Below are 18,713 nucleotides of genomic sequence, written 5' to 3'. Positions count from 1 at the left end.
GTAGTAAAAATGACAAAAGTATCGATTTTGGGAGCCGGAAGCTGGGGAACAGCCTTGGCGCTCGTTTTGGCGGACAACCAGTACGATGTGTGCATTTGGGGCCATCGTGAAGAACTGATTCAGCAAATCAATGAACACCATGAAAACAAAGATTATCTGCCGGGTGTCAAACTTTCTGAAAACGTGCATGCCACAACAGATCTTGAAGCTGCAGTGGCCGATGTCAAGACGATCATCGTCGCCGTTCCGACAAAAGCGATCCGCGAAGTTCTCGCACAGGCTGTTTCCTTCATCGACCAAAAGGCGATTTTTGTACATGTTTCAAAAGGAATTGAGCCTGACACGCTGCTCCGCATTTCTGAAATGATGAAAGAGGAAATTCCGGCTGAATTAAGGGAGGACATCGTCGTTCTCTCCGGGCCGAGCCATGCGGAAGAAGTCGGTTTAAGACACCCGACGACGGTAACCGTATCTGCCGACAGCAGCATTGAATCGGCACAGGCGATCCAGGATATGTTTATGAATCAGAATTTTCGCGTGTATACCAATCCGGATATGATCGGCGTAGAGATCGGCGGCGCGCTGAAAAACGTCATTGCGCTTGCCGCGGGCATTACAGACGGTTTGGGGTACGGAGATAATGCGAAAGCCGCGCTGATTACAAGGGGCTTGGCAGAGATCGCCCGACTCGGCACGAAAATGGGCGGAAACCCGCTGACATTCTCGGGGCTTACAGGAATCGGAGATTTGATCGTCACCTGCACGAGCGTCCATTCACGAAATTGGCGAGCCGGTAATATGCTGGGTAAAGGCTTCAAACTGGATGAAGTTCTGGAAGAAATGGGGATGGTCGTTGAGGGGGTCCGCACGACAAAAGCCGCTTATCAGCTTTCAAAGAAATTTGATGTGAAAATGCCGATTACCGAGGCATTGCACAAAGTATTGTTTGACGGCGAAAAAGTTGAGACGGCAGTCGAATCATTGATGGCGAGAGTCAAAACACACGAGATGGAAGATCTTGTGAACACATTTGAAAATCAAATGAAATGACCACTCCATCACCAACTGCTTTATACTCTCCTCTAAGTTCGTTTTAAAAAAACCGAAACATTTTGGAGACTTAGGCAAGAGAGGATACATTTGTCCGAAGACTTGCATAAAATAGAATCGAAGTCTGGAAGAGCTGTATCTTACCAATTGGGTTATATAGTCACAATCGTTATGCCTGAAGCAAAGCCCCCCTCTTTGCTTCAGGTTTTTTTTGCGGTTTTTTCCGTTTCGAAATATTGGAAAAGCTGTTGAACTTCTGGTTTTTCTTATATAAAATGAAATATAACGCTTACATCACAAGAAAAGGTAGAAGGAGGGCTTCAATGTGAATGTCGGTCTGTTAAAAATGTGGTTTGCCTTGGGATCAATGGGCCTGATGTTCTTAGCGGTGATTGCCATATACATAAGCAGATATAAATTTAAAAACCGTTTTTTAAAAGTGCTCACGTCGTTCGTCGCCTATACATGTATGCTCATCTCCGGCGTGATCGTCTTTTTTGTCGTCTTCAGCGGTCCCGTCAACGAATAAAGCATAAAAAAGGAAGATTCATATGAAAATCGTAAACGCACTACTTGTTACTGTATTGACCGCAATCATGCTAAGCGGCTGTTTGTACCCTGAAGAAAGAAAGGCGAAAAACAGCGTGCCGTATCAGCACCAGCTCAAAGAAGTGCAGGCGGCCGTTGATGAATTCAGGGAGGCGACGGGAGGGCTTCTGCCGATTAAGACAAGGGATATGAGCGTTCCAATCTATCAAAAATACCCTATCGATTTTAACAGGCTGTCCCCCCGGTATATGGCTGAGCCGCCGGGTACTTCCTATGAAAGCGGCGGAGAGTACTTGTACGTTCTTGTCGATGTAGAAAAAAAGCCGACGGTCAAGCTCATTGATATAAAAATGTCGGAAATGATCAGAGAGCTAAAGCTTCGGGTCGAAATGTATAAAGATCAGCACAAGTATCCACCGTATAAAAAAGTCGTATCCAATCACTTATTCATGCTTGACCATGAAAAGCTCGGACTGAAAGAGGCGCCTTCTGTCACGAGTCCGCTTTCCGGCACCTCTCTGCCGCTTCTCGTCGATGAAAAAGGCGACATTCAAGTGGATTACCGAGTGGATTTGGCCAACCTGATAAAGCGGTCGAAAAAAACGGTAAAGCCGGGTGAGGAAATTCAGGATTTGATGTGGAAAGAGACGCCTTTTGTTCCAGCGTTTTCGGTAAAGTATACAGTGAATGACAAACAGGAACCTGTTTTTCTCGAATAGAATATCGGTCAAAATGCAAGTATCAGTCATGAATCTTTCTCCTCAGCATACAATGAGGAGAAAGGTTTTTTCATGCATGCCGAAAAAATTTCCCTAAGCTGTCATATTGAAATAGGACAACGTCATACACTATAGTGTCCTGTTTTTGATTGATGAAGAAGTAAAAAATTGAAAAGGATTGGAAGTCCGGGAGGGGATCACTTGGAAAAGGTCGATATTTTCAAGGATATCGCTGAACGAACAGGAGGCGATATATACTTAGGTGTCGTAGGAGCTGTACGTACAGGAAAATCTACGTTTATTAAAAAATTTATGGAGCTAGTGGTGCTCCCGAATATCAACAATGAAGCAGACCGGGCGCGCGCACAAGATGAGCTCCCCCAAAGTGCCGCTGGCAAAACCATTATGACAACTGAACCGAAGTTTGTTCCGAATCAGGCAATGTCAGTTCATGTCAGTGACGGACTCGATGTGAATATAAGGCTTGTCGACTGTGTCGGCTATACTGTACCCGGAGCAAAGGGATACGAGGATGAAAACGGGCCGAGAATGATCAACACTCCTTGGTATGAAGAGCCGATTCCGTTTCACGAAGCTGCCGAAATCGGCACGAGAAAAGTCATCCAGGAACACTCCACCATCGGTGTTGTGATTACGACTGACGGCACGATTGGAGAAATCGCCAGACAGGATTATATCGAGGCTGAAGAACGGGTGATCGATGAATTAAAAGAGGTTGGAAAACCGTTTATCATGGTCATCAATTCCGTAAGGCCGTACCATCCGGAAACGGAAGCGCTCAGGCAAGAGCTGATGGAGAAATACGACATTCCGGTGCTGGCGATGAGCGTTGAAAGCATGAGGGAAGCAGACGTTCTGAGCGTTCTCAGAGAAGCGCTTTACGAATTCCCTGTACTCGAAGTCAACGTCAATCTTCCGAGCTGGGTCATGGTATTAAAAGAGAATCATTGGCTCAGGGAAAACTATCAAGATTCCGTTAAAGAAACCGTCAAAGATATTAAAAGACTGAGAGATGTCGACCGCGTCGTCGGACACTTCAGCGAATTTGATTTTATCGAGCGCGCCAGCCTCGCCGGAATTGAAATGGGCCAGGGGATCGCCGAAATCGATTTGTACGCGCCGGATTACCTGTACGATGAAATTTTGAGGGAAGTCGTCGGCGTTGAAATCAGAGGAAAGGATCATCTCCTTCAGCTCATGCAGGATTTTGCCCATGCCAAGACCGAATATGATCAAGTATCAGATGCGTTGAAAATGGTGAAACAAACCGGTTATGGAATCGCTGCTCCCGCATTAACCGATATGAGCCTTGATGAACCGGAAATCATCAGGCAGGGGTCAAGATTCGGAGTCCGCCTGAAAGCGGTGGCGCCGTCGATTCATATGATCAAAGTCGATGTGGAGAGCGAGTTTGCGCCAATCATCGGAACAGAGAAGCAGAGCGAAGAGCTTGTCCGCTATTTAATGCAGGACTTTGAGGATGATCCGCTGTCAATCTGGAATTCCGACATTTTCGGAAGGAGCCTGAGCTCCATCGTCAGAGAAGGGATTCAGGCGAAGTTGTCCCTCATGCCTGAAAATGCAAGATATAAGCTGAAGGAGACGCTCGAGCGCATCATCAATGAAGGATCAGGCGGCTTGATTGCGATCATCTTATAAAAGGGAAGGCCTCTTATCATACGGGAGGTCTTTTTTTCATGCCTGAAACAGGATGAACAGGCGCCGTGAAAGGGATTGAGACGGCAGGGGCAAGCGGCTGGAAATATAGGAAAGATTATGATTAAAAAAGGAAAAACAGGAATATTTGTTCGTTTCATTCTGCTTAAACCTTGACGAATAAGGGATCATCGCTTTAAAATGCTTGATATGGTTATTCAGATGTGTTAATCTACATACAGAAAATCTTCACTTTACTGGACAAACGTTCCTCTCAAAGTGAAATTTTCACTGAAAGCCGTGAAATGCCTTTTCTATATTTATTTGAAATTTCTGTTCAAACAGGTATAGAAACAGGTTGAACTGTGAAGAAATGATGATAATCTATTGTTTGATACCTTTTGGGAGGAGGTGAAAGGCATGAACAAGACAGAACTAATCAATGCGGTTGCAGAAGCAAGCGAACTATCTAAAAAAGACGCTACTAAAGCAGTTGATTCTGTTTTTGATACAATTTTAGATGCACTTAAAAACGGTGAAAAAATTCAATTGATCGGTTTTGGTAACTTTGAGGTTCGTGAGCGCTCAGCTCGTAAAGGACGCAATCCTCAAACAGGTGAAGAAATCGAAATCCCTGCAAGCAAAGTACCTGCTTTCAAACCAGGTAAAGCGCTTAAAGACGCTGTAGCAGGAAAATAATTGTATGTATATATGCCGTTTTCGCGCGTAATACATACCATGTTGTTTCTTCACAGGAAAGCCCCTTTTCAAAGGGGCTTTTCATAATTTTAAGGCTTTTTTTCAGACGGAAAACATTTTGCCGGCAAAAAACCTTTCATTTTGCTTTTATAAGCTGAAGTGTGCTAGAATCTGAATTAAATGTATGCGTTTCTGGAGGATATAAAACAATGAGAGAAATCAACAAAGAACAAATTGAACAAGCTGTCCGGCAAATATTGGAGGCGATCGGAGAAGATCCGAACCGTGAAGGCCTTCTTGATACACCGAAAAGAGTCGCGAAAATGTACGCCGAAGTATTTGCAGGGTTAAACGAAGATCCGAAAGAGCATTTCAAAACGATTTTCGGCGAGGATCACGAAGAGCTTGTTCTTGTTAAAGATATTCCCTTTTATTCAATGTGTGAGCACCATTTAGTCCCTTTCTACGGGAAAGCCCATGTAGCTTATATCCCTAAAGGGGGAAAAGTGACAGGGCTCAGCAAATTGGCGAGAGCCGTTGAAGCGGTGGCAAAGCGCCCGCAGCTGCAGGAGCGGATTACGTCAACAATCGCCGACAGCATTGTTGAAACGCTGACTCCGCACGGTGTCATGGTTGTTGTTGAAGCCGAGCACATGTGCATGACGATGCGCGGCGTGAAAAAGCCGGGTTCAAAAACTGTCACTTCAGCCGTAAGAGGAACGTTTAGACAAGATGTAGCCGCTCGCTCTGAGGTGTTGGAGCTTATCAAAACATCATGATTAAAAATGAGAAGGTGTGCGATGAACATGACCAATAATCAATCGAATGATTTTGTCGTTATCAAAGCCGTCGAAGACGGCGTCAACGTGATCGGCCTGACGAGGGGCACGGACACAAGATTTCATCATTCAGAAAAGCTTGATAAAGGAGAGGTGATGATCTGCCAGTTTACCGAGCACACCTCTGCGATCAAGATCCGGGGCGAGGCCCTGATTCAGACGGCAAACGGCGAGATGAAAAGCGAGTCGAAAAAATAGATAGCCGGCCTTTTATGGCCGTTTGCGTGGCATAAGACAATATCTTTCAACATATTATGGTATAATTAAACTTTCTCCGCTCAAAAAAGATACATAATCAATCAAAAAGAAAAACTGCGAATTTTGGGACAAGGGTGATATCTTTGCAAGACATCTACGGACAATTATCTTATTTGAAAATCAAGCTGAATCAAAAGCTTTCACATCCATATTTGGCGAAGCATTTGACTGCGCCGAAAGTTGATGAGGATAAGCTGTTTCTTTTCTACGCTCTGTTTGAGGAAACGGATTTAAAAGAAGCTGACAAGGAAAGTTACATCTTAACGGCGATGCTTGTTCAAACAGCCCTTGATACCCATGATGAAGTCACGACCGCAGCTTCAATTAAGCAGGACGACTATAAAAACCGCCAGCTGACCGTATTGGCCGGTGATTATTTCAGCGGCATGTACTACTCGCTGTTATCGGGTATGAAGGATATTTATATGATTCGGACGCTCGCTGCGGCCATCAAAGAAATAAACGAACATAAAATCAGGATTTACGACCATTCCGCAAAAGATGCGGACAGCCTGAAAAAAAGCGTCAGCATAGTGGAAGCTGCACTTTTTCACCATCTCGCCGACCACTTTTACCTGCCTCACTGGAAAACAGCCGCCAATGACTTTCTTGTGTTTAAAAGGTTTGCGGCCGAAGAAAAAGCTTCAGATTCCCGGCTGCTGGAGGCGATCATACAGAAAGAGTTTCCGGAAGACCAGGCTTCATGCGGACAGCTGGCTGCAGCGGCTTATGAAGAAGCCAAGCTTGCGATCAACCAGTCGCTTGCTGCAAAGCCCGCCGTCCAAAAATGGCTTCTGAAACGCCTGCAGGAAATTCGGCCTGAAAAACGAACTTATCATCAGAAAGTGGAAGAAGGGTAATCATGGTGCAGTCAAAAGAACAGCGCGTACACGGCGTGTTTGAAAAGATTTATAAAAATTACGACCAGATGAACTCCGTCATCAGCTTTAAACAGCATAAAAAATGGCGCGACAAAACGATGCAGCTCATGAACGTACCAAAAGGAGCCAAAGCGCTTGACGTCTGCTGCGGGACGGGCGACTGGACAATCGCGCTTGCTGATGCGGCCGGAGAGACAGGGGAAATCAAGGGCCTTGATTTCAGCAAAAACATGCTGAGCATCGCCGAACAAAAGACCGACAGCTACAGCCAGATCGAACTGATCCACGGCAACGCGATGGAACTGCCCTTCCCGGACAATACGTTCGACTATGTCACCATCGGCTTCGGGCTTCGCAATGTTCCCGACTATTTAACCGTATTAAAAGAGATGGCGCGCGTGGTAAAACCCGGCGGCCAGGTTGTATGCCTTGAGACGTCCCAGCCTGAAATGTTCGGGTTCAAACAGCTGTACTTCCTGTACTTCCGTTTTATTATGCCCATGTTTGGAAAGCTCTTTGCCAAAAGCTTTAAGGAGTATTCATGGCTTCAGGAATCGGCCAGGGAATTTCCTGGTATGAAAGAGCTTGCTGCATTGTTTGAAGAGGCTGGATTAGAAAATGTTCAATATCATCCGTTCACAGGCGGCGTAGCGGCTACACATGTCGGCTTGAAGCGATGATGACTACTGAAATACTCGGGTGAATCGATATGAAATTGACAACGTTTTATTCTTTTTTAAATGACGATATTGAATTAATAGAAAAAGAGCTTGAAAAGACCGTGCACTCCGACTATCCATTGCTAAGTGAAGCGAGCCTGCATTTGCTGCAGGCCGGAGGCAAGCGGATTCGTCCTGTGTTTGTCCTGCTTTCCGGCATGTTCGGTGAATACGATATCAACAAAATTAAAAATGTCGCTGTTTCATTGGAATTGATACATATGGCTTCGCTCGTACACGACGATGTCATCGATGATGCGGAGCTTAGAAGGGGACAGCCGACTATCAAAGCGAAGTGGGATAACCGGATTGCAATGTACACAGGTGATTATTTGTTCGCTCGCTCACTTGAAGCGATGACGAAAATAAACGAACCGAAAGCCCATGAAATCTTGTCCAAGGCGATTGTCGAAGTCTGTCTTGGAGAAATTGAACAAATCAAAGATAAATATAATATGGAGCAAAACCTCAGAACCTATTTGCGGAGAATCAGGCGCAAGACAGCCCTTCTGATCGCATCGAGCTGCCAGCTAGGCGCCATTGCTGCCGGCGCGGGTGAAAACATTCATAAAACGTTGTACTGGTTCGGCTATTACGTCGGCATGTCCTATCAAATTATTGATGACATCCTCGATTTCACCTCAAGCGAAAAAGAGCTTGGCAAGCCTGTGGGCAGTGATCTGCTTCAGGGGAATGTCACGCTTCCCGTATTATATGCACGGAAATCGCCTGAATTAAAAGCGCGGCTGATGCTGGTCAACAGTGAAACGACTCCGGAACAGATCAAACCAGTGATCGAGGAACTGAAGAAAACCGATGCCATAGAACAATCGTTCAGAGTCAGCGAAATGTATTTAAATAAGGCTTTCGCACTGCTTGAAACGCTCCCGAAAAACCGGGCGCGGACGGCATTGGGCCAAATTGCGAAATACATCGGCAAACGAAAGTTCTAAAAAAAGACAAATGAGTCGAAAGTATGAATATTCTCCACCCTTTATTGATTAATTGTTTGAAAAATGCTATATTTCTGTTGTAGTGTTGAAAGCCTATACATATTAGCGGGGTGGAGAATCGACTATGGAAAAAACCTTTGTGATGGTAAAACCTGACGGCGTTCAGCGTCAGCTGATCGGCGAAATTTTGTTAAGATTCGAACGTAAGGGCTTACAATTAATCGGAGCCAAGCTGATGAAGGTCTCAGAAGAGACGGCAGGCGAGCATTATAAAGAACATAACGGCAAACCGTTTTTCGGCGAGCTTGTCGACTTTATTACTTCAGGCCCGGTATTCGCCATGGTGTGGGAAGGCGAAGACGCAATCGCGGTCGCCAGACAGCTGATCGGGAAGACGAACCCTAAGGAAGCGCTCCCAGGAACAATTCGCGGAGACTTCGGCATGTTTGTCGGAAAAAATATCATTCACGGTTCAGATTCTCCTGAAAGTGCAGCACGCGAAATCAACTTGTTTTTTAAAGAAGACGAACTTGTTGAAGACGAGAAGTTAATGAATCAATGGATTTACTAAAAATCAGCTGAAAAGCTGATTTTTTTATATGGATCAGAATGGCTGCCGCCGGGCAGGCTTTTTTCTTTTTAAAGATACAAATTTAAAAGAAAACAAGCTATAATTGTACTCATATCAGCACGACGATTAGGAGAGAAAACATGGACAATTACAGTTTCTTTGTTGATAAATGGAAAAAAATAACTGGTGTGGATTTGGCATTGTACAAAGAGGCGCAAATGAAAAGAAGGCTAACATCTCTTTATGAAAAAAAGGGGTACGGCGATTTCCGCGAATTTGCGCTCGCTTTAGAAAAGAATGAAGCTCTTCTGCAGGAAACGCTGGACAGGATGACGATTAATGTTTCAGAATTTTACAGAAACTATAAGAGGTGGGAGGTTCTCGAAAAAACCATCCTCCCGCTCTTAAAGCCTGCGAAAACATTGAAAGTATGGAGTGCGGCATGTTCAACCGGTGAAGAGCCGTATACATTATCGATGATTTTAAGCAGACAGAAAGGCCTCTCAGACTATCAGATCATCGCAACAGATATCGATGACAAAGTTCTTGCGAAAGCGAAAGAAGGCGTGTATCAGGAAAGATCTCTGCAGGAAGTGCCGAAAGAGATAAAGGAACTTTATTTTACGCAAGACGGAAACCGATTTGCCGTCAAAGACGAGATCAAGAAAAACATTCGCTTTCAAAAACACAATTTACTGGCTGATGCATATGAGAAAGATTTTGATATCATCGTATGCCGCAATGTTCTCATATATTTTACAGAGGAAGCAAAAGAGAAGATCTATCATAAGTTCAGCGGCAGTTTGAAGAATAATGGAGTTTTGTTTGTCGGAAGCACGGAACAGATCTTCAATCCGGAAAAATACGGTTTTCAATCGACAGATACGTTTTTCTATCAAAAAAGTTAGCTGACTTTTTATAAAAGGTTATGTTATAGTTTTACTTAAAAGCGTTAATGTGATGAAGGGAGAACGAAAGCATGAGGTATTTAACAGCCGGTGAATCTCACGGTCCGCAGCTTACGACAATTATCGAAGGAGTCCCAGCAGGGCTTTATATCACAAAAGAAGACATTGATTACGAGCTTCAAAGACGTCAAAAAGGCCACGGCCGCGGACGCCGGATGCAAATCGAAAAAGATCAGGCACGGATCACAAGCGGTGTAAGGCACGGGCGTTCTCTTGGATCGCCGATCGCTCTCGTCGTCGAAAACAACGACTGGAAACACTGGACGAAAATCATGGGATCAGAGCCGATCACGGCTGAAGAAGAAAGCGAAATGAAACGACAGATTTCAAGGCCAAGACCGGGTCACGCTGATTTGAACGGCGCGATCAAATACGGGCACAGAGATATGCGCAACGTGCTTGAACGTTCATCTGCCAGAGAAACGACCGTCCGTGTGGCGGCAGGAGCCGTCGCCAAAAAGATCCTTTCCCAGCTCGGCATCCAAGTGGCCGGCCACGTGCTGGAGATCGGCGGAGTAAAAGCCGAAAAAACAAATTATGAATCTATCGAAGACTTGAAAAAAGTAACCGAAGAGTCTCCTGTCAGATGCTATGACGAAGAAGCGGGCAGAAAAATGATGGACGCGATCGATGAAGCAAAAGCAAATGGCGATTCGATCGGCGGAATCGTCGAGGTGATTGTTGAAGGGGTGCCGGTAGGAGTCGGCAGCTATGTCCATTACGACCGCAAACTCGACAGCAAGCTGGCTGCCGCCGTGCTGAGCATCAATGCTTTTAAAGGTGTTGAATTCGGCATCGGCTTTGAAGCTGCACGCAAAAACGGCAGTGAAGTCCATGACGAAATCATTTGGGACGAAGAAAAAGGCTATACGCGCGCTACAAACCGTCTCGGCGGCCTTGAAGGCGGGATGACAACGGGAATGCCGATTGTCGTCAGAGGCGTGATGAAGCCGATTCCAACGTTGTACAAACCGCTCAAAAGCGTTGATATCGAGACGAAAGAACCGTTTACAGCAAGCATCGAGCGTTCTGATTCCTGCGCTGTCCCTGCCGCAAGCGTAGTGGCTGAAGCGGTTGTTGCATGGGAAATCGCCAAGGCGATCGTCGAGCAGTTTGGCGTTGACCAAATGGACCGGATCGCTGAAAATGTTGAGAAAATGAGAAAGCTTGCGAGGGAGTTTTAATGAAATCACTTCAAATCGAAACCGCTTCTTTGTCCTACCCGGTGTTCATCGGGGGAGGCATTAGAAAAAACGCGGCAGAGCTCTTGTCATCCTTGAACCTTCCGATGACGAAAGTGCTATTGATCACCGACGAAGAAGTTGATAAACACTATGGAGAAGAACTGTTCGGCCTTCTCCGCAGCAAATGGCCCGTCAAAAAGGTTGCGGTGCCAAGCGGTGAACAGGCCAAATCAATCGATCTGTTTATGAAGCTCCAGACGGAAGCCATTCAATTTCACCTTGACCGTTCGTCATGCATTGTGGCGCTGGGAGGCGGCGTTGTCGGCGATCTTGCAGGGTTCGTCGCTTCAACTTTTATGAGGGGCATCGATTATGTGCAATTCCCAACGACTCTGCTGTCTCATGATAGCGCGGTCGGAGGGAAAGTTGCCATTAATCATCCGCTCGGAAAAAACTTAATCGGCGCTTTTCATCAGCCGAAGGCGGTGGTTTATGATACCGAATGCTTGAGCACGCTTTCTGAAAAAGAAATGCGTTCAGGTCTTGCGGAAGTCATTAAGCACGCATTTATCCGTGATGAATCTTTCTTGAACGAATTGCTTAAAATTGATTCAATTAAAGCGATTACGACCGGCCAGCTCAGTGAAATGGTGTACAAAGGCATTTCGATTAAAGCGGAAGTTGTCTCACAAGACGAGCGCGAACAGGGAATCAGGGCCTATCTGAATTTTGGGCACACGCTTGGCCACGCCGTTGAAGCCGAATACGGCTACGGAGAGATGACCCATGGCGACGCTGTCGCTTTAGGCATGCAATTTGCTTTGTTTGTCAGCGAGAAGGTGTTGAATTGTCCTGTTGACCGCACAAAAATCGCCGCCTGGCTGAAAAATCTCGGCTATCCGGAAAGCGTAAAACGCGAAGTTTCAACAGAAGCTCTCATCAATCGAATGATGAACGATAAAAAAACACGCAGAGGTATCATTCAGTTTGTTCTGCTGGATAAGATCGGCAGTGTGCGGCTGCACTCCTTTAAAGCCGATGAAATTGAACGATGGCTGAATATGTGGAGATTGGAGGGAGGCAAATGATGATGCGCGGAATTCGGGGAGCGACGACAGTTGACCAGGATACAGAAAAAGACATTACGGAGCGGACGAAGCAGCTGATCGGAAAAATGATCGATGAAAATCAACTCAAACCTGAGCAAGTCGTGCAGATCTTCATTTCTGCCACTTCCGATATTCACGCTGCTTTTCCCGCAAAGGTCGTCAGAACGTTTGACGGCTGGCAGCATGTGCCCGTCATGTGCATGCAGGAAATGGATGTTGAACACGCCCTTAAAAAATGCATCAGAGTGATGATGACGGTTCAGACGGATATGCGGCAGGATGAAGTCCGCCACGTTTATTTAGAAAATGCCGTAACGCTCAGACCTGATTTGTCATTGACAAAAAATACTGAATTGTAATACGATTGTAGAAACCTTGAAATACACAGGAGTGTGTATGGGGTTTTAGTTTAGAAAAGCTGAGTATGAGACTAGGGTAGATTGAGAATGAGCTGAGATGAGCTGAGTTGAGACAAAACGTTTATTCATTCTACCCAAAAGACGCTGTTCTTTTGGGTTTGTTTCGTTTTCCCCTCTTCAATTCAATCATTTGTCCTCTAAAGGCCTTCTTCTCATTCTCTCCGCCTGAATAAGGAGTGAGAGATTGTTGAGTCTGCAAACCGATTTTGCCTCTTTTTCAGAGGATACTTCACACTTTAAAACAATACCGATAATTGAGAGTTTTTCCGTCGATACGCTGACGCCCGTTCAATTGGTCGAGAAGCTGCAGGAAAACATCGTGTATTTGCTGGAAAGCCAGGATGAAACCTCTGCATGGTCAAGATATTCTTTCATCGGTCTGGACCCCTTTTTGACGATCAAAGAAGAATGCGGCCGGTTTCACGCCTGCGATCAAAAGCAGAAAAAGCTATATTCAGCTTCACAGTTAAAAGAAATTCTCGAATGGATGTCGGAGACATATTCGATCAAAGCGCCTGAGCTCGACATCCCGTTTACAGGGGGAGCGGTCGGCTATTTAAGCTATGATTTAATGCCGCTCATTGAACCGTCCGTCAAAGGGCACAGCAAAGAAACGGAGATGGAAAAATGCCTCCTGTTTGTCTGCCGGACGATGATCGCTTATGATCACGAGCTGAAAAAGCTGCATTTCATCCACTATGCAAGGCTTGAAGGCAGTGAAACAAGGGAGGAGAAACAGCGCATTTTTAAAAAGGGGAAAGAAGAGCTCAAACAGCTTACACAAAGGCTGTCAGGCCGGAAAACGACGAAAGAGCTGTTTCTCCCGCAAGGACGGCACACGGCCCCCAGCTTTAAAGGGGTTCAATCAACATATGAGAAATCCCGGTTTTTGGCCGATGTTAATCGCTTGAAAGAGTACATTAAAGCGGGAGACATTTTTCAAGGCGTCCTTTCGCAAAGGTTCGATATTCCGGTGAAGGTCAGTTCTTTTGAGTTATACAGAGTGCTGAGAATGGTCAACCCGTCCCCGTACATGTACTACATGAAGCTTCCTGACCGCGATCTCGTCGGAAGCTCGCCTGAACGCCTGATCCATGTTCAAAACGGTCATCTTGAAATTCATCCGATTGCCGGCACGAGGAAAAGAGGCGGTGATCAGGCTGAAGATAAGCGGCTCGAAAAAGATCTTTTAGCTGATGAGAAAGAAAAAGCGGAGCACTACATGCTCGTCGATTTGGCGAGAAATGATATCGGCAGAGTAGCTGAGTACGGATCTGTCCAAGTGCCCGAGTTTACGAAAATCGTTTCCTTTTCACACGTCATGCACATCATTTCGATCGTAACCGGCTCGTTAAAAGCGGGCGTTCATCCGGTAGACGCTTTAATGAGCGCATTTCCGGCCGGAACTTTGACCGGCGCTCCGAAAATCCGCGCGATTCAGCTTTTAAATGAACTTGAGCCCGAACCGAGGGAAACATATGGGGGATGCATTGCTTATATCGGATTTGACGGAAATATCGATTCATGCATCACGATCCGGACGATGAGCGTGAAAAACGGAGTGGCGTCCATCCAGGCCGGAGCAGGCATCGTAGCCGACTCCGTGCCTGAAAAAGAGTGGGAAGAGACCTGCAATAAAGCGGGGGCTCTGTTAAAAACGATTCAAATCGCTGAAGAAATGTTTCTCGAAAAGGGGGAGGACGGCAATGAACGAACTGCTGAAATCATGCGTTAATGGAGGAACAATGAATGAAACCGAGGCACACAGCATCATGCGTGACATGATGACCGGCTCGCTGAGCGCCGCGGAAATTGGAGGCCTCCTGTCCGTTCTCGCCTACAGGGGAGAAACGGCTGAAGAGATTGCGGGATTTGTCAGAGCCATGCGGGAGCAGGCGCAAACAATAAACGGGCCGGAAGATGTTGTTGATACGTGCGGAACCGGAGGAGACGGAAGCTCCACCTTCAACATTTCCACAGCGGCGGCGATCATCGCTTCATCAGCCGGGGCAAAAATCGCCAAACACGGTAATCGTTCCGTTTCTTCAAAAAGCGGGAGCGCTGATGTTCTCGAATATCTCGGCGTTTCAATTCAGACGTCGCCTGAAGAAACGATTCAGAGCATTGAACGCCGCAATATGGGATTCCTCTATGCGCCAAGCTATCACTCTTCCATGAAGCACGTGGCCGGCGCAAGGAAGGATTTGGCTTTTAGAACCGTATTCAATCTGCTCGGCCCGCTCAGCAATCCAATGAAAGCCAAGCGCCAGGTGATCGGCGTCTACTCGATTGAAAAAGCAAAGCTCATGGCCCGCGCACTTGAAGCGTTTGAACCGGAACACGTATTGTTTGTATCGAGCCGGGACGGTCTTGATGAACTGTCGATCACATCGCCGACAGATGTGATTGAACTGAAAGGCGGCAAAACATACGAATACACCGTTGAGCCTGGCGATGTCGGTCTGCCGTTCGGCAGCATAAGCGACATTCAGGTGGCGACGCCTGAAGAAAGCGGCCGTCTCATCGTCGATATTTTGAAAAACCGCGCTCCGGATTCGGCTGTTCATATCGCAGCGTTTAATGCCGGAGCCGCTTTATACGTCGCAGAACAGGCGCCGGGTTTAAAAGAAGGCGTTGCACTCGCTTTAGAAGCTGTTGCAAGCGGTGAGGCGCTTGATCAGCTGGAACGATTAAAACAGAAAGAGGAAGAGTTGTATGCTTAATCAAATTATTGATAGAAAACGAGAAGACATTCTGAAAATCGAACTGCCGGAAGATTTGAAGCTGCCAAAGCGGTCATTTAAAAAGGCGCTTCTTTCTCCTAACCGGTTTGTCGCTTTAATTGCGGAGGTGAAAAAAGCTTCACCGTCAAAAGGTGTGATTCAGGAAAACTTTGAGCCCGTACAAATCGCTAAACAGTACGAACAGGCTAAAGCCGACTGTTTGTCTGTTCTGACAGATACACCTTTTTTTCAAGGGAAGAACAGTTATTTGTCAGATGTGAAACGCTCGGTTTCGCTGCCAGTACTGCGCAAGGATTTTATCATTGATTCCATTCAGGTTGAAGAAGCGGACCGCATCGGAGCGGATGCGATCCTGCTGATCGGAGAAGCGCTTGAACCGCAAAAGCTGTTTGACCTCTATCAGCAAGCTGCTGAAAAAGGTATGGATGTGCTTGTCGAAGTTCATGGCGAAGAGACGCTTGAAGGTATTTTAAATGTCTTTACACCCGAAATCATCGGCGTAAACAATCGAAATCTAAAAACCTTTGAAACATCCGTCGGGCAAACGGAGCGTATGGCAAAACTCGTTCCGTCAGGGAGCGTTCTTATCAGCGAAAGCGGCATCGGACAATCGGAAGACCTCGCTTTTGTAAAAGCATGCGGAGCCCGGGCTGTGCTAGTCGGCGAATCGTTAATGAGAGAGCCGTCACAGCTGAAGGCTGTCCATGCGTTATTCGGAGAGAACGGATGATGGAGAAACCGGGCTTAAAATATTGCGGGATTCATTCATTGGAAGATTTAAAGGTGACAGCCCGCTCGAAAGCCGATTACCTCGGATTTATTTTCGCCGAAAGCAGACGGTCGGCAGACCCGGAGGATGTGAAACGCTGGTGTGGCAAAACGGATACAGCGGGTAAAAAGCTTGTCGGCGTCTTTGTTAATGAAAATATTTGCAGAATAGCAGAAATCGTAAAAGATGCCGGTTTGGACGTGATCCAGCTTCACGGAGATGAAACAGAGGCAGACATCAAGCGGCTGAAAAGCATGACAGACTGCGAGATTTGGAAGGCGCTCCACCATGGGGATGATACCGTTCAGCGCATGGCATCTTTCGCACCTTACATCGACGGGTATGTCATCGACTCGTCTGTTAAAGGGCTCAGAGGAGGAACGGGCGTTTCGTTTTCGTGGGACAGCGTTCCGATGTATAAAGATGCAGCGCAAAGAGAAAGAAAGCGACTGTTTATCGCCGGGGGCGTGAACCCGGACACAATCGCGGATCTTTTAAAGCGGCGCCCGCCGGGAATCGACCTGGCAAGCGGAATTGAAGAAAGAGGCAGGAAAAGCGAAAAGCTGATCGGCCTTTTAGAAGAAAGGATGTTCGAACATGTATTCATATCCGAATGAACAAGGCAGGTTTGGTGATTTTGGCGGGAAATTCGTGCCGGAAACACTCATGCAGCCTTTGGAAGAAATCGAAAAAGCGTTTCTTGAACTGAAAGACGACCCCTCGTTTCAAAAGGATTATCAAAAGCTTTTAAAAGACTACTCAGGCAGGCCGACGGCTTTGACGCTCGCTGACCGGCTCACAAAGCAGCTGGGCGGAGCGAAGATTTATTTAAAAAGAGAAGATTTAAACCATACAGGCGCCCACAAAATCAACAATGCCCTCGGCCAGGCTCTGTTGGCCAAGAAAATGGGGAAAACAAAGCTCATCGCTGAAACCGGCGCAGGGCAGCACGGCGTGGCTGCGGCGACTGTCGCTGCAAAGTTCGGCTTGTCATGCATTGTCTTTATGGGTGAAGAAGATGTTGCCAGACAATCGCTGAACGTGTTCCGGATGAAGCTCTTGGGAGCGGAGGTCGTTCCGGTGTCAAGCGGAAACGGGACATTAAAAGATGCTACAAACGAGGCGATCCGTTACTGGGTTCAGCATTGCCAGGATCATTTTTACATGATTGGTTCCGTCGTCGGGCCGCACCCGTATCCTTATATCGTCCGTGAATTTCAACGGATGATCGGCGAAGAGGCGAAAGCGCAGTTTTATCAATTGGAGCAAAGCCTCCCCGATAAAGTTGTCGCCTGTGTCGGAGGCGGAAGCAATGCGATCGGGATGTTCAGCGCATTCATTGAAGAAACTGTTGAACTGATCGGAGTCGAAGCTGCGGGAAAAGGTGTCGACACCCCCCTTCACGCGGCAACGATCACAAAGGGTACAAAAGGCGTTATCCACGGTTCTTTGACCTACTTGATTCAAGACGAGTACGGACAGATCATTGAGCCTTATTCCATCTCAGCAGGACTTGATTATCCGGGGGTCGGCCCCGAGCACGCTCATCTTCATCAAACAGGGCGCGTCACATATGAATCTGTCACTGATGATGAAGCGGTCTCGGCATTAAGGCTGCTGACAGAGACAGAGGGCATTTTGCCGGCTATTGAATCCGCCCATGCATTGGCAAAAGCATTTGACATCGCTAAAGAACTGCCGAGAGAGAAAAGTGTTCTCGTCTGCCTTTCAGGCAGGGGAGACAAAGACGTCCATACCTTGATGAAGGTGTTGGAAGAAGAGGTGAATCAAGATGTTCAATCTGAAAAAACAGCCGTCCGATAAGTTATTTGTTCCGTTTATTACAGCGGGAGACCCGCTGCCTGAAATCTCGATCGAGCTGGCGAAATCCCTTCAAGAGGCGGGGGCGTCCGCCCTTGAACTCGGGGTTCCGTATTCTGATCCGCTCGCTGACGGCCCGGTGATTCAGCGCGCGTCCAAAAGGGCGCTTGACAACGACATGAACATCGTAAAAGCGATCAGGCTTGGCGGTGAAATGAAAAAAAACGGCGTCCATATTCCGATTATTCTCTTTACGTATTATAATCCTGTGTTACAATTAGATACAGATCACTTTTTCGCTTTACTGCGACAAAATCGGCTAGACGGACTCCTTATACCGGACCTTCCTTTTGAGGAAAGTGTATATTTGCAGCAGCAGTGTAAAAAACACGGGATTACCTATATTTCGCTGGTCGCGCCGACAAGCGAATCGCGCATTCAAAAAATAACGCAGCAAGCGGAAGGCTTTGTGTATTGCGTTTCTTCGCTCGGTGTGACAGGTGTGCGCAATGAATTCGAAGATTCTGTTTCTTCATTTATCAGGTCAGTTAAAGGAATGAGCTCCGTCCCGGTTGCCGTTGGGTTTGGGATTTCCAGCTCCAAACAAGTGGAGATGATGAATGAACTGGCGGACGGCGTTGTCGTGGGAAGCGCCCTTGTCAGAAAGATCGAAGAGCTGAAAGACGAACTCATCGCCCCTGAGACAAGGGAACAAGCCTTAAAGGCGTTTGAGGCATACGCTAAGACATTTAGCGGATCGTACATGGTAAAATGAGGTGACAGA

Annotated in this window: 21 protein-coding genes; all 21 read left to right on the top strand. The window is 46.7% G+C overall.

Annotated features, from left to right (window positions below):
• Nucleotides 1–9: 9 nt before the first annotated feature.
• Nucleotides 10–1,050 (top strand): NAD(P)H-dependent glycerol-3-phosphate dehydrogenase, encoded by a 1,041-nt coding sequence (locus tag MHH76_RS12175; protein WP_020451967.1) that lies wholly within the window; start codon nt 10–12, stop codon nt 1,048–1,050.
• A gap of 325 nt (nt 1,051–1,375) precedes the next feature.
• The gene (locus MHH76_RS12170; protein ID WP_020451966.1) at nt 1,376–1,579 is read left to right on the top strand and encodes a DUF2768 domain-containing protein; all 204 of its coding nucleotides are present in this window, start codon (nt 1,376–1,378) and stop codon (nt 1,577–1,579) included.
• Between the two features lie 22 nt (nt 1,580–1,601).
• Complete coding sequence (locus tag MHH76_RS12165) at nt 1,602–2,318, top strand: hypothetical protein (RefSeq protein ID WP_020451965.1); 717 nt, start codon at nt 1,602–1,604, stop codon at nt 2,316–2,318.
• A 201-nt stretch (nt 2,319–2,519) separates the two neighbouring features.
• A complete protein-coding gene (spoIVA, locus tag MHH76_RS12160; RefSeq protein ID WP_020451964.1) occupies nt 2,520–3,998 on the top strand; it encodes a stage IV sporulation protein A in 1,479 nt (492 codons plus the stop codon).
• Between the two features lie 417 nt (nt 3,999–4,415).
• Nucleotides 4,416–4,694, top strand: a complete 279-nt coding sequence (gene hbs, locus MHH76_RS12155; RefSeq protein WP_003183006.1) for a non-specific DNA-binding protein Hbs — start codon at nt 4,416–4,418, stop codon at nt 4,692–4,694.
• A 209-nt stretch (nt 4,695–4,903) separates the two neighbouring features.
• Complete coding sequence (gene folE / locus MHH76_RS12150) at nt 4,904–5,473, top strand: GTP cyclohydrolase I FolE (protein ID WP_020451963.1); 570 nt, start codon at nt 4,904–4,906, stop codon at nt 5,471–5,473.
• Nucleotides 5,474–5,500: 27 nt separating this feature from the next.
• Entirely contained in the window at nt 5,501–5,731 is a 231-nt protein-coding gene (gene mtrB / locus MHH76_RS12145; RefSeq protein WP_023857455.1) for a trp RNA-binding attenuation protein MtrB, read from the top strand.
• A 143-nt stretch (nt 5,732–5,874) separates the two neighbouring features.
• Nucleotides 5,875–6,651 (top strand): heptaprenyl diphosphate synthase component 1, encoded by a 777-nt coding sequence (locus tag MHH76_RS12140; RefSeq protein ID WP_041817232.1) that lies wholly within the window; start codon nt 5,875–5,877, stop codon nt 6,649–6,651.
• A 2-nt stretch (nt 6,652–6,653) separates the two neighbouring features.
• The gene (locus tag MHH76_RS12135; protein ID WP_020451960.1) at nt 6,654–7,352 is read left to right on the top strand and encodes a demethylmenaquinone methyltransferase; all 699 of its coding nucleotides are present in this window, start codon (nt 6,654–6,656) and stop codon (nt 7,350–7,352) included.
• A 29-nt stretch (nt 7,353–7,381) separates the two neighbouring features.
• Nucleotides 7,382–8,344, top strand: a complete 963-nt coding sequence (gene hepT / locus MHH76_RS12130) for a heptaprenyl diphosphate synthase component II (RefSeq protein ID WP_020451959.1) — start codon at nt 7,382–7,384, stop codon at nt 8,342–8,344.
• 124 nt (nt 8,345–8,468) lie between these two features.
• Nucleotides 8,469–8,915 (top strand): nucleoside-diphosphate kinase, encoded by a 447-nt coding sequence (gene ndk, locus MHH76_RS12125; RefSeq protein WP_003182994.1) that lies wholly within the window; start codon nt 8,469–8,471, stop codon nt 8,913–8,915.
• Between the two features lie 140 nt (nt 8,916–9,055).
• The gene (locus tag MHH76_RS12120) at nt 9,056–9,823 is read left to right on the top strand and encodes a protein-glutamate O-methyltransferase CheR (RefSeq protein WP_020451958.1); all 768 of its coding nucleotides are present in this window, start codon (nt 9,056–9,058) and stop codon (nt 9,821–9,823) included.
• A 71-nt stretch (nt 9,824–9,894) separates the two neighbouring features.
• Nucleotides 9,895–11,067: a chorismate synthase gene (gene aroC, locus MHH76_RS12115; protein WP_025811222.1), complete on the top strand. Its 1,173-nt coding sequence runs from the start codon at nt 9,895–9,897 to the stop codon at nt 11,065–11,067.
• On the top strand, nt 11,067–12,155 hold the full coding sequence (gene aroB / locus MHH76_RS12110; protein WP_035338513.1) for a 3-dehydroquinate synthase: 1,089 nt from the start codon (nt 11,067–11,069) through the stop codon (nt 12,153–12,155). The genes aroC and aroB overlap by 1 nt, the downstream gene beginning before the upstream one ends.
• Nucleotides 12,152–12,535: a chorismate mutase gene (aroH, locus tag MHH76_RS12105; protein WP_023857449.1), complete on the top strand. Its 384-nt coding sequence runs from the start codon at nt 12,152–12,154 to the stop codon at nt 12,533–12,535. The genes aroB and aroH overlap by 4 nt, the downstream gene beginning before the upstream one ends.
• 247 nt (nt 12,536–12,782) lie before the next feature.
• Nucleotides 12,783–14,330 carry an anthranilate synthase component I gene (gene trpE, locus MHH76_RS12100; protein WP_025811223.1) on the top strand — a complete coding sequence of 516 codons (1,548 nt, stop codon included), beginning with the start codon at nt 12,783–12,785 and terminating at the stop codon, nt 14,328–14,330.
• A complete protein-coding gene (gene trpD, locus MHH76_RS12095; protein WP_020451953.1) occupies nt 14,302–15,318 on the top strand; it encodes an anthranilate phosphoribosyltransferase in 1,017 nt (338 codons plus the stop codon). Before trpE ends, trpD begins: the two co-directional genes overlap by 29 nt.
• A complete protein-coding gene (gene trpC, locus MHH76_RS12090; protein WP_020451952.1) occupies nt 15,311–16,069 on the top strand; it encodes an indole-3-glycerol phosphate synthase TrpC in 759 nt (252 codons plus the stop codon). Before trpD ends, trpC begins: the two co-directional genes overlap by 8 nt.
• Nucleotides 16,069–16,725, top strand: a complete 657-nt coding sequence (locus MHH76_RS12085; RefSeq protein ID WP_025811224.1) for a phosphoribosylanthranilate isomerase — start codon at nt 16,069–16,071, stop codon at nt 16,723–16,725. The genes trpC and MHH76_RS12085 overlap by 1 nt, the downstream gene beginning before the upstream one ends.
• Nucleotides 16,706–17,932 (top strand): tryptophan synthase subunit beta, encoded by a 1,227-nt coding sequence (trpB, locus tag MHH76_RS12080; RefSeq protein ID WP_020451950.1) that lies wholly within the window; start codon nt 16,706–16,708, stop codon nt 17,930–17,932. The genes MHH76_RS12085 and trpB overlap by 20 nt, the downstream gene beginning before the upstream one ends.
• On the top strand, nt 17,901–18,704 hold the full coding sequence (gene trpA, locus MHH76_RS12075; RefSeq protein WP_020451949.1) for a tryptophan synthase subunit alpha: 804 nt from the start codon (nt 17,901–17,903) through the stop codon (nt 18,702–18,704). Before trpB ends, trpA begins: the two co-directional genes overlap by 32 nt.
• Nucleotides 18,705–18,713 lie beyond the last annotated feature (9 nt).

Source organism: Bacillus sp. FSL L8-0193, from assembly GCF_037976065.1.
GTDB classification, from domain to species: Bacteria; Bacillota; Bacilli; order Bacillales; family Bacillaceae; genus Bacillus; species Bacillus paralicheniformis.
Note: the sequence above shows the minus strand (reverse complement) of the source record. Positions and strands in the feature narration are given on the sequence as shown.

What these genes read in the sequence shown, in the direction of transcription:
- hbs (WP_003183006.1), top strand. Translation starts at nt 4,416, where the DNA reads ATGAACAAGACAGAACTAATCAATGCGGTTGCAGAAGCAAGCGAACTA.
- MHH76_RS12175 (WP_020451967.1), top strand. Translation starts at nt 10, where the DNA reads ATGACAAAAGTATCGATTTTGGGAGCCGGAAGCTGGGGAACAGCCTTG.
- trpA (WP_020451949.1), top strand. Translation starts at nt 17,901, where the DNA reads ATGTTCAATCTGAAAAAACAGCCGTCCGATAAGTTATTTGTTCCGTTT.
- aroC (WP_025811222.1), top strand. Translation starts at nt 9,895, where the DNA reads ATGAGGTATTTAACAGCCGGTGAATCTCACGGTCCGCAGCTTACGACA.
- mtrB (WP_023857455.1), top strand. Translation starts at nt 5,501, where the DNA reads ATGACCAATAATCAATCGAATGATTTTGTCGTTATCAAAGCCGTCGAA.
- MHH76_RS12135 (WP_020451960.1), top strand. Translation starts at nt 6,654, where the DNA reads ATGGTGCAGTCAAAAGAACAGCGCGTACACGGCGTGTTTGAAAAGATT.
- MHH76_RS12085 (WP_025811224.1), top strand. Translation starts at nt 16,069, where the DNA reads ATGGAGAAACCGGGCTTAAAATATTGCGGGATTCATTCATTGGAAGAT.
- folE (WP_020451963.1), top strand. Translation starts at nt 4,904, where the DNA reads ATGAGAGAAATCAACAAAGAACAAATTGAACAAGCTGTCCGGCAAATA.
- MHH76_RS12120 (WP_020451958.1), top strand. Translation starts at nt 9,056, where the DNA reads ATGGACAATTACAGTTTCTTTGTTGATAAATGGAAAAAAATAACTGGT.
- aroH (WP_023857449.1), top strand. Translation starts at nt 12,152, where the DNA reads ATGATGATGCGCGGAATTCGGGGAGCGACGACAGTTGACCAGGATACA.
- trpB (WP_020451950.1), top strand. Translation starts at nt 16,706, where the DNA reads ATGTATTCATATCCGAATGAACAAGGCAGGTTTGGTGATTTTGGCGGG.
- hepT (WP_020451959.1), top strand. Translation starts at nt 7,382, where the DNA reads ATGAAATTGACAACGTTTTATTCTTTTTTAAATGACGATATTGAATTA.
- aroB (WP_035338513.1), top strand. Translation starts at nt 11,067, where the DNA reads ATGAAATCACTTCAAATCGAAACCGCTTCTTTGTCCTACCCGGTGTTC.
- ndk (WP_003182994.1), top strand. Translation starts at nt 8,469, where the DNA reads ATGGAAAAAACCTTTGTGATGGTAAAACCTGACGGCGTTCAGCGTCAG.
- trpC (WP_020451952.1), top strand. Translation starts at nt 15,311, where the DNA reads ATGCTTAATCAAATTATTGATAGAAAACGAGAAGACATTCTGAAAATC.
- MHH76_RS12165 (WP_020451965.1), top strand. Translation starts at nt 1,602, where the DNA reads ATGAAAATCGTAAACGCACTACTTGTTACTGTATTGACCGCAATCATG.
- trpD (WP_020451953.1), top strand. Translation starts at nt 14,302, where the DNA reads ATGAACGAACTGCTGAAATCATGCGTTAATGGAGGAACAATGAATGAA.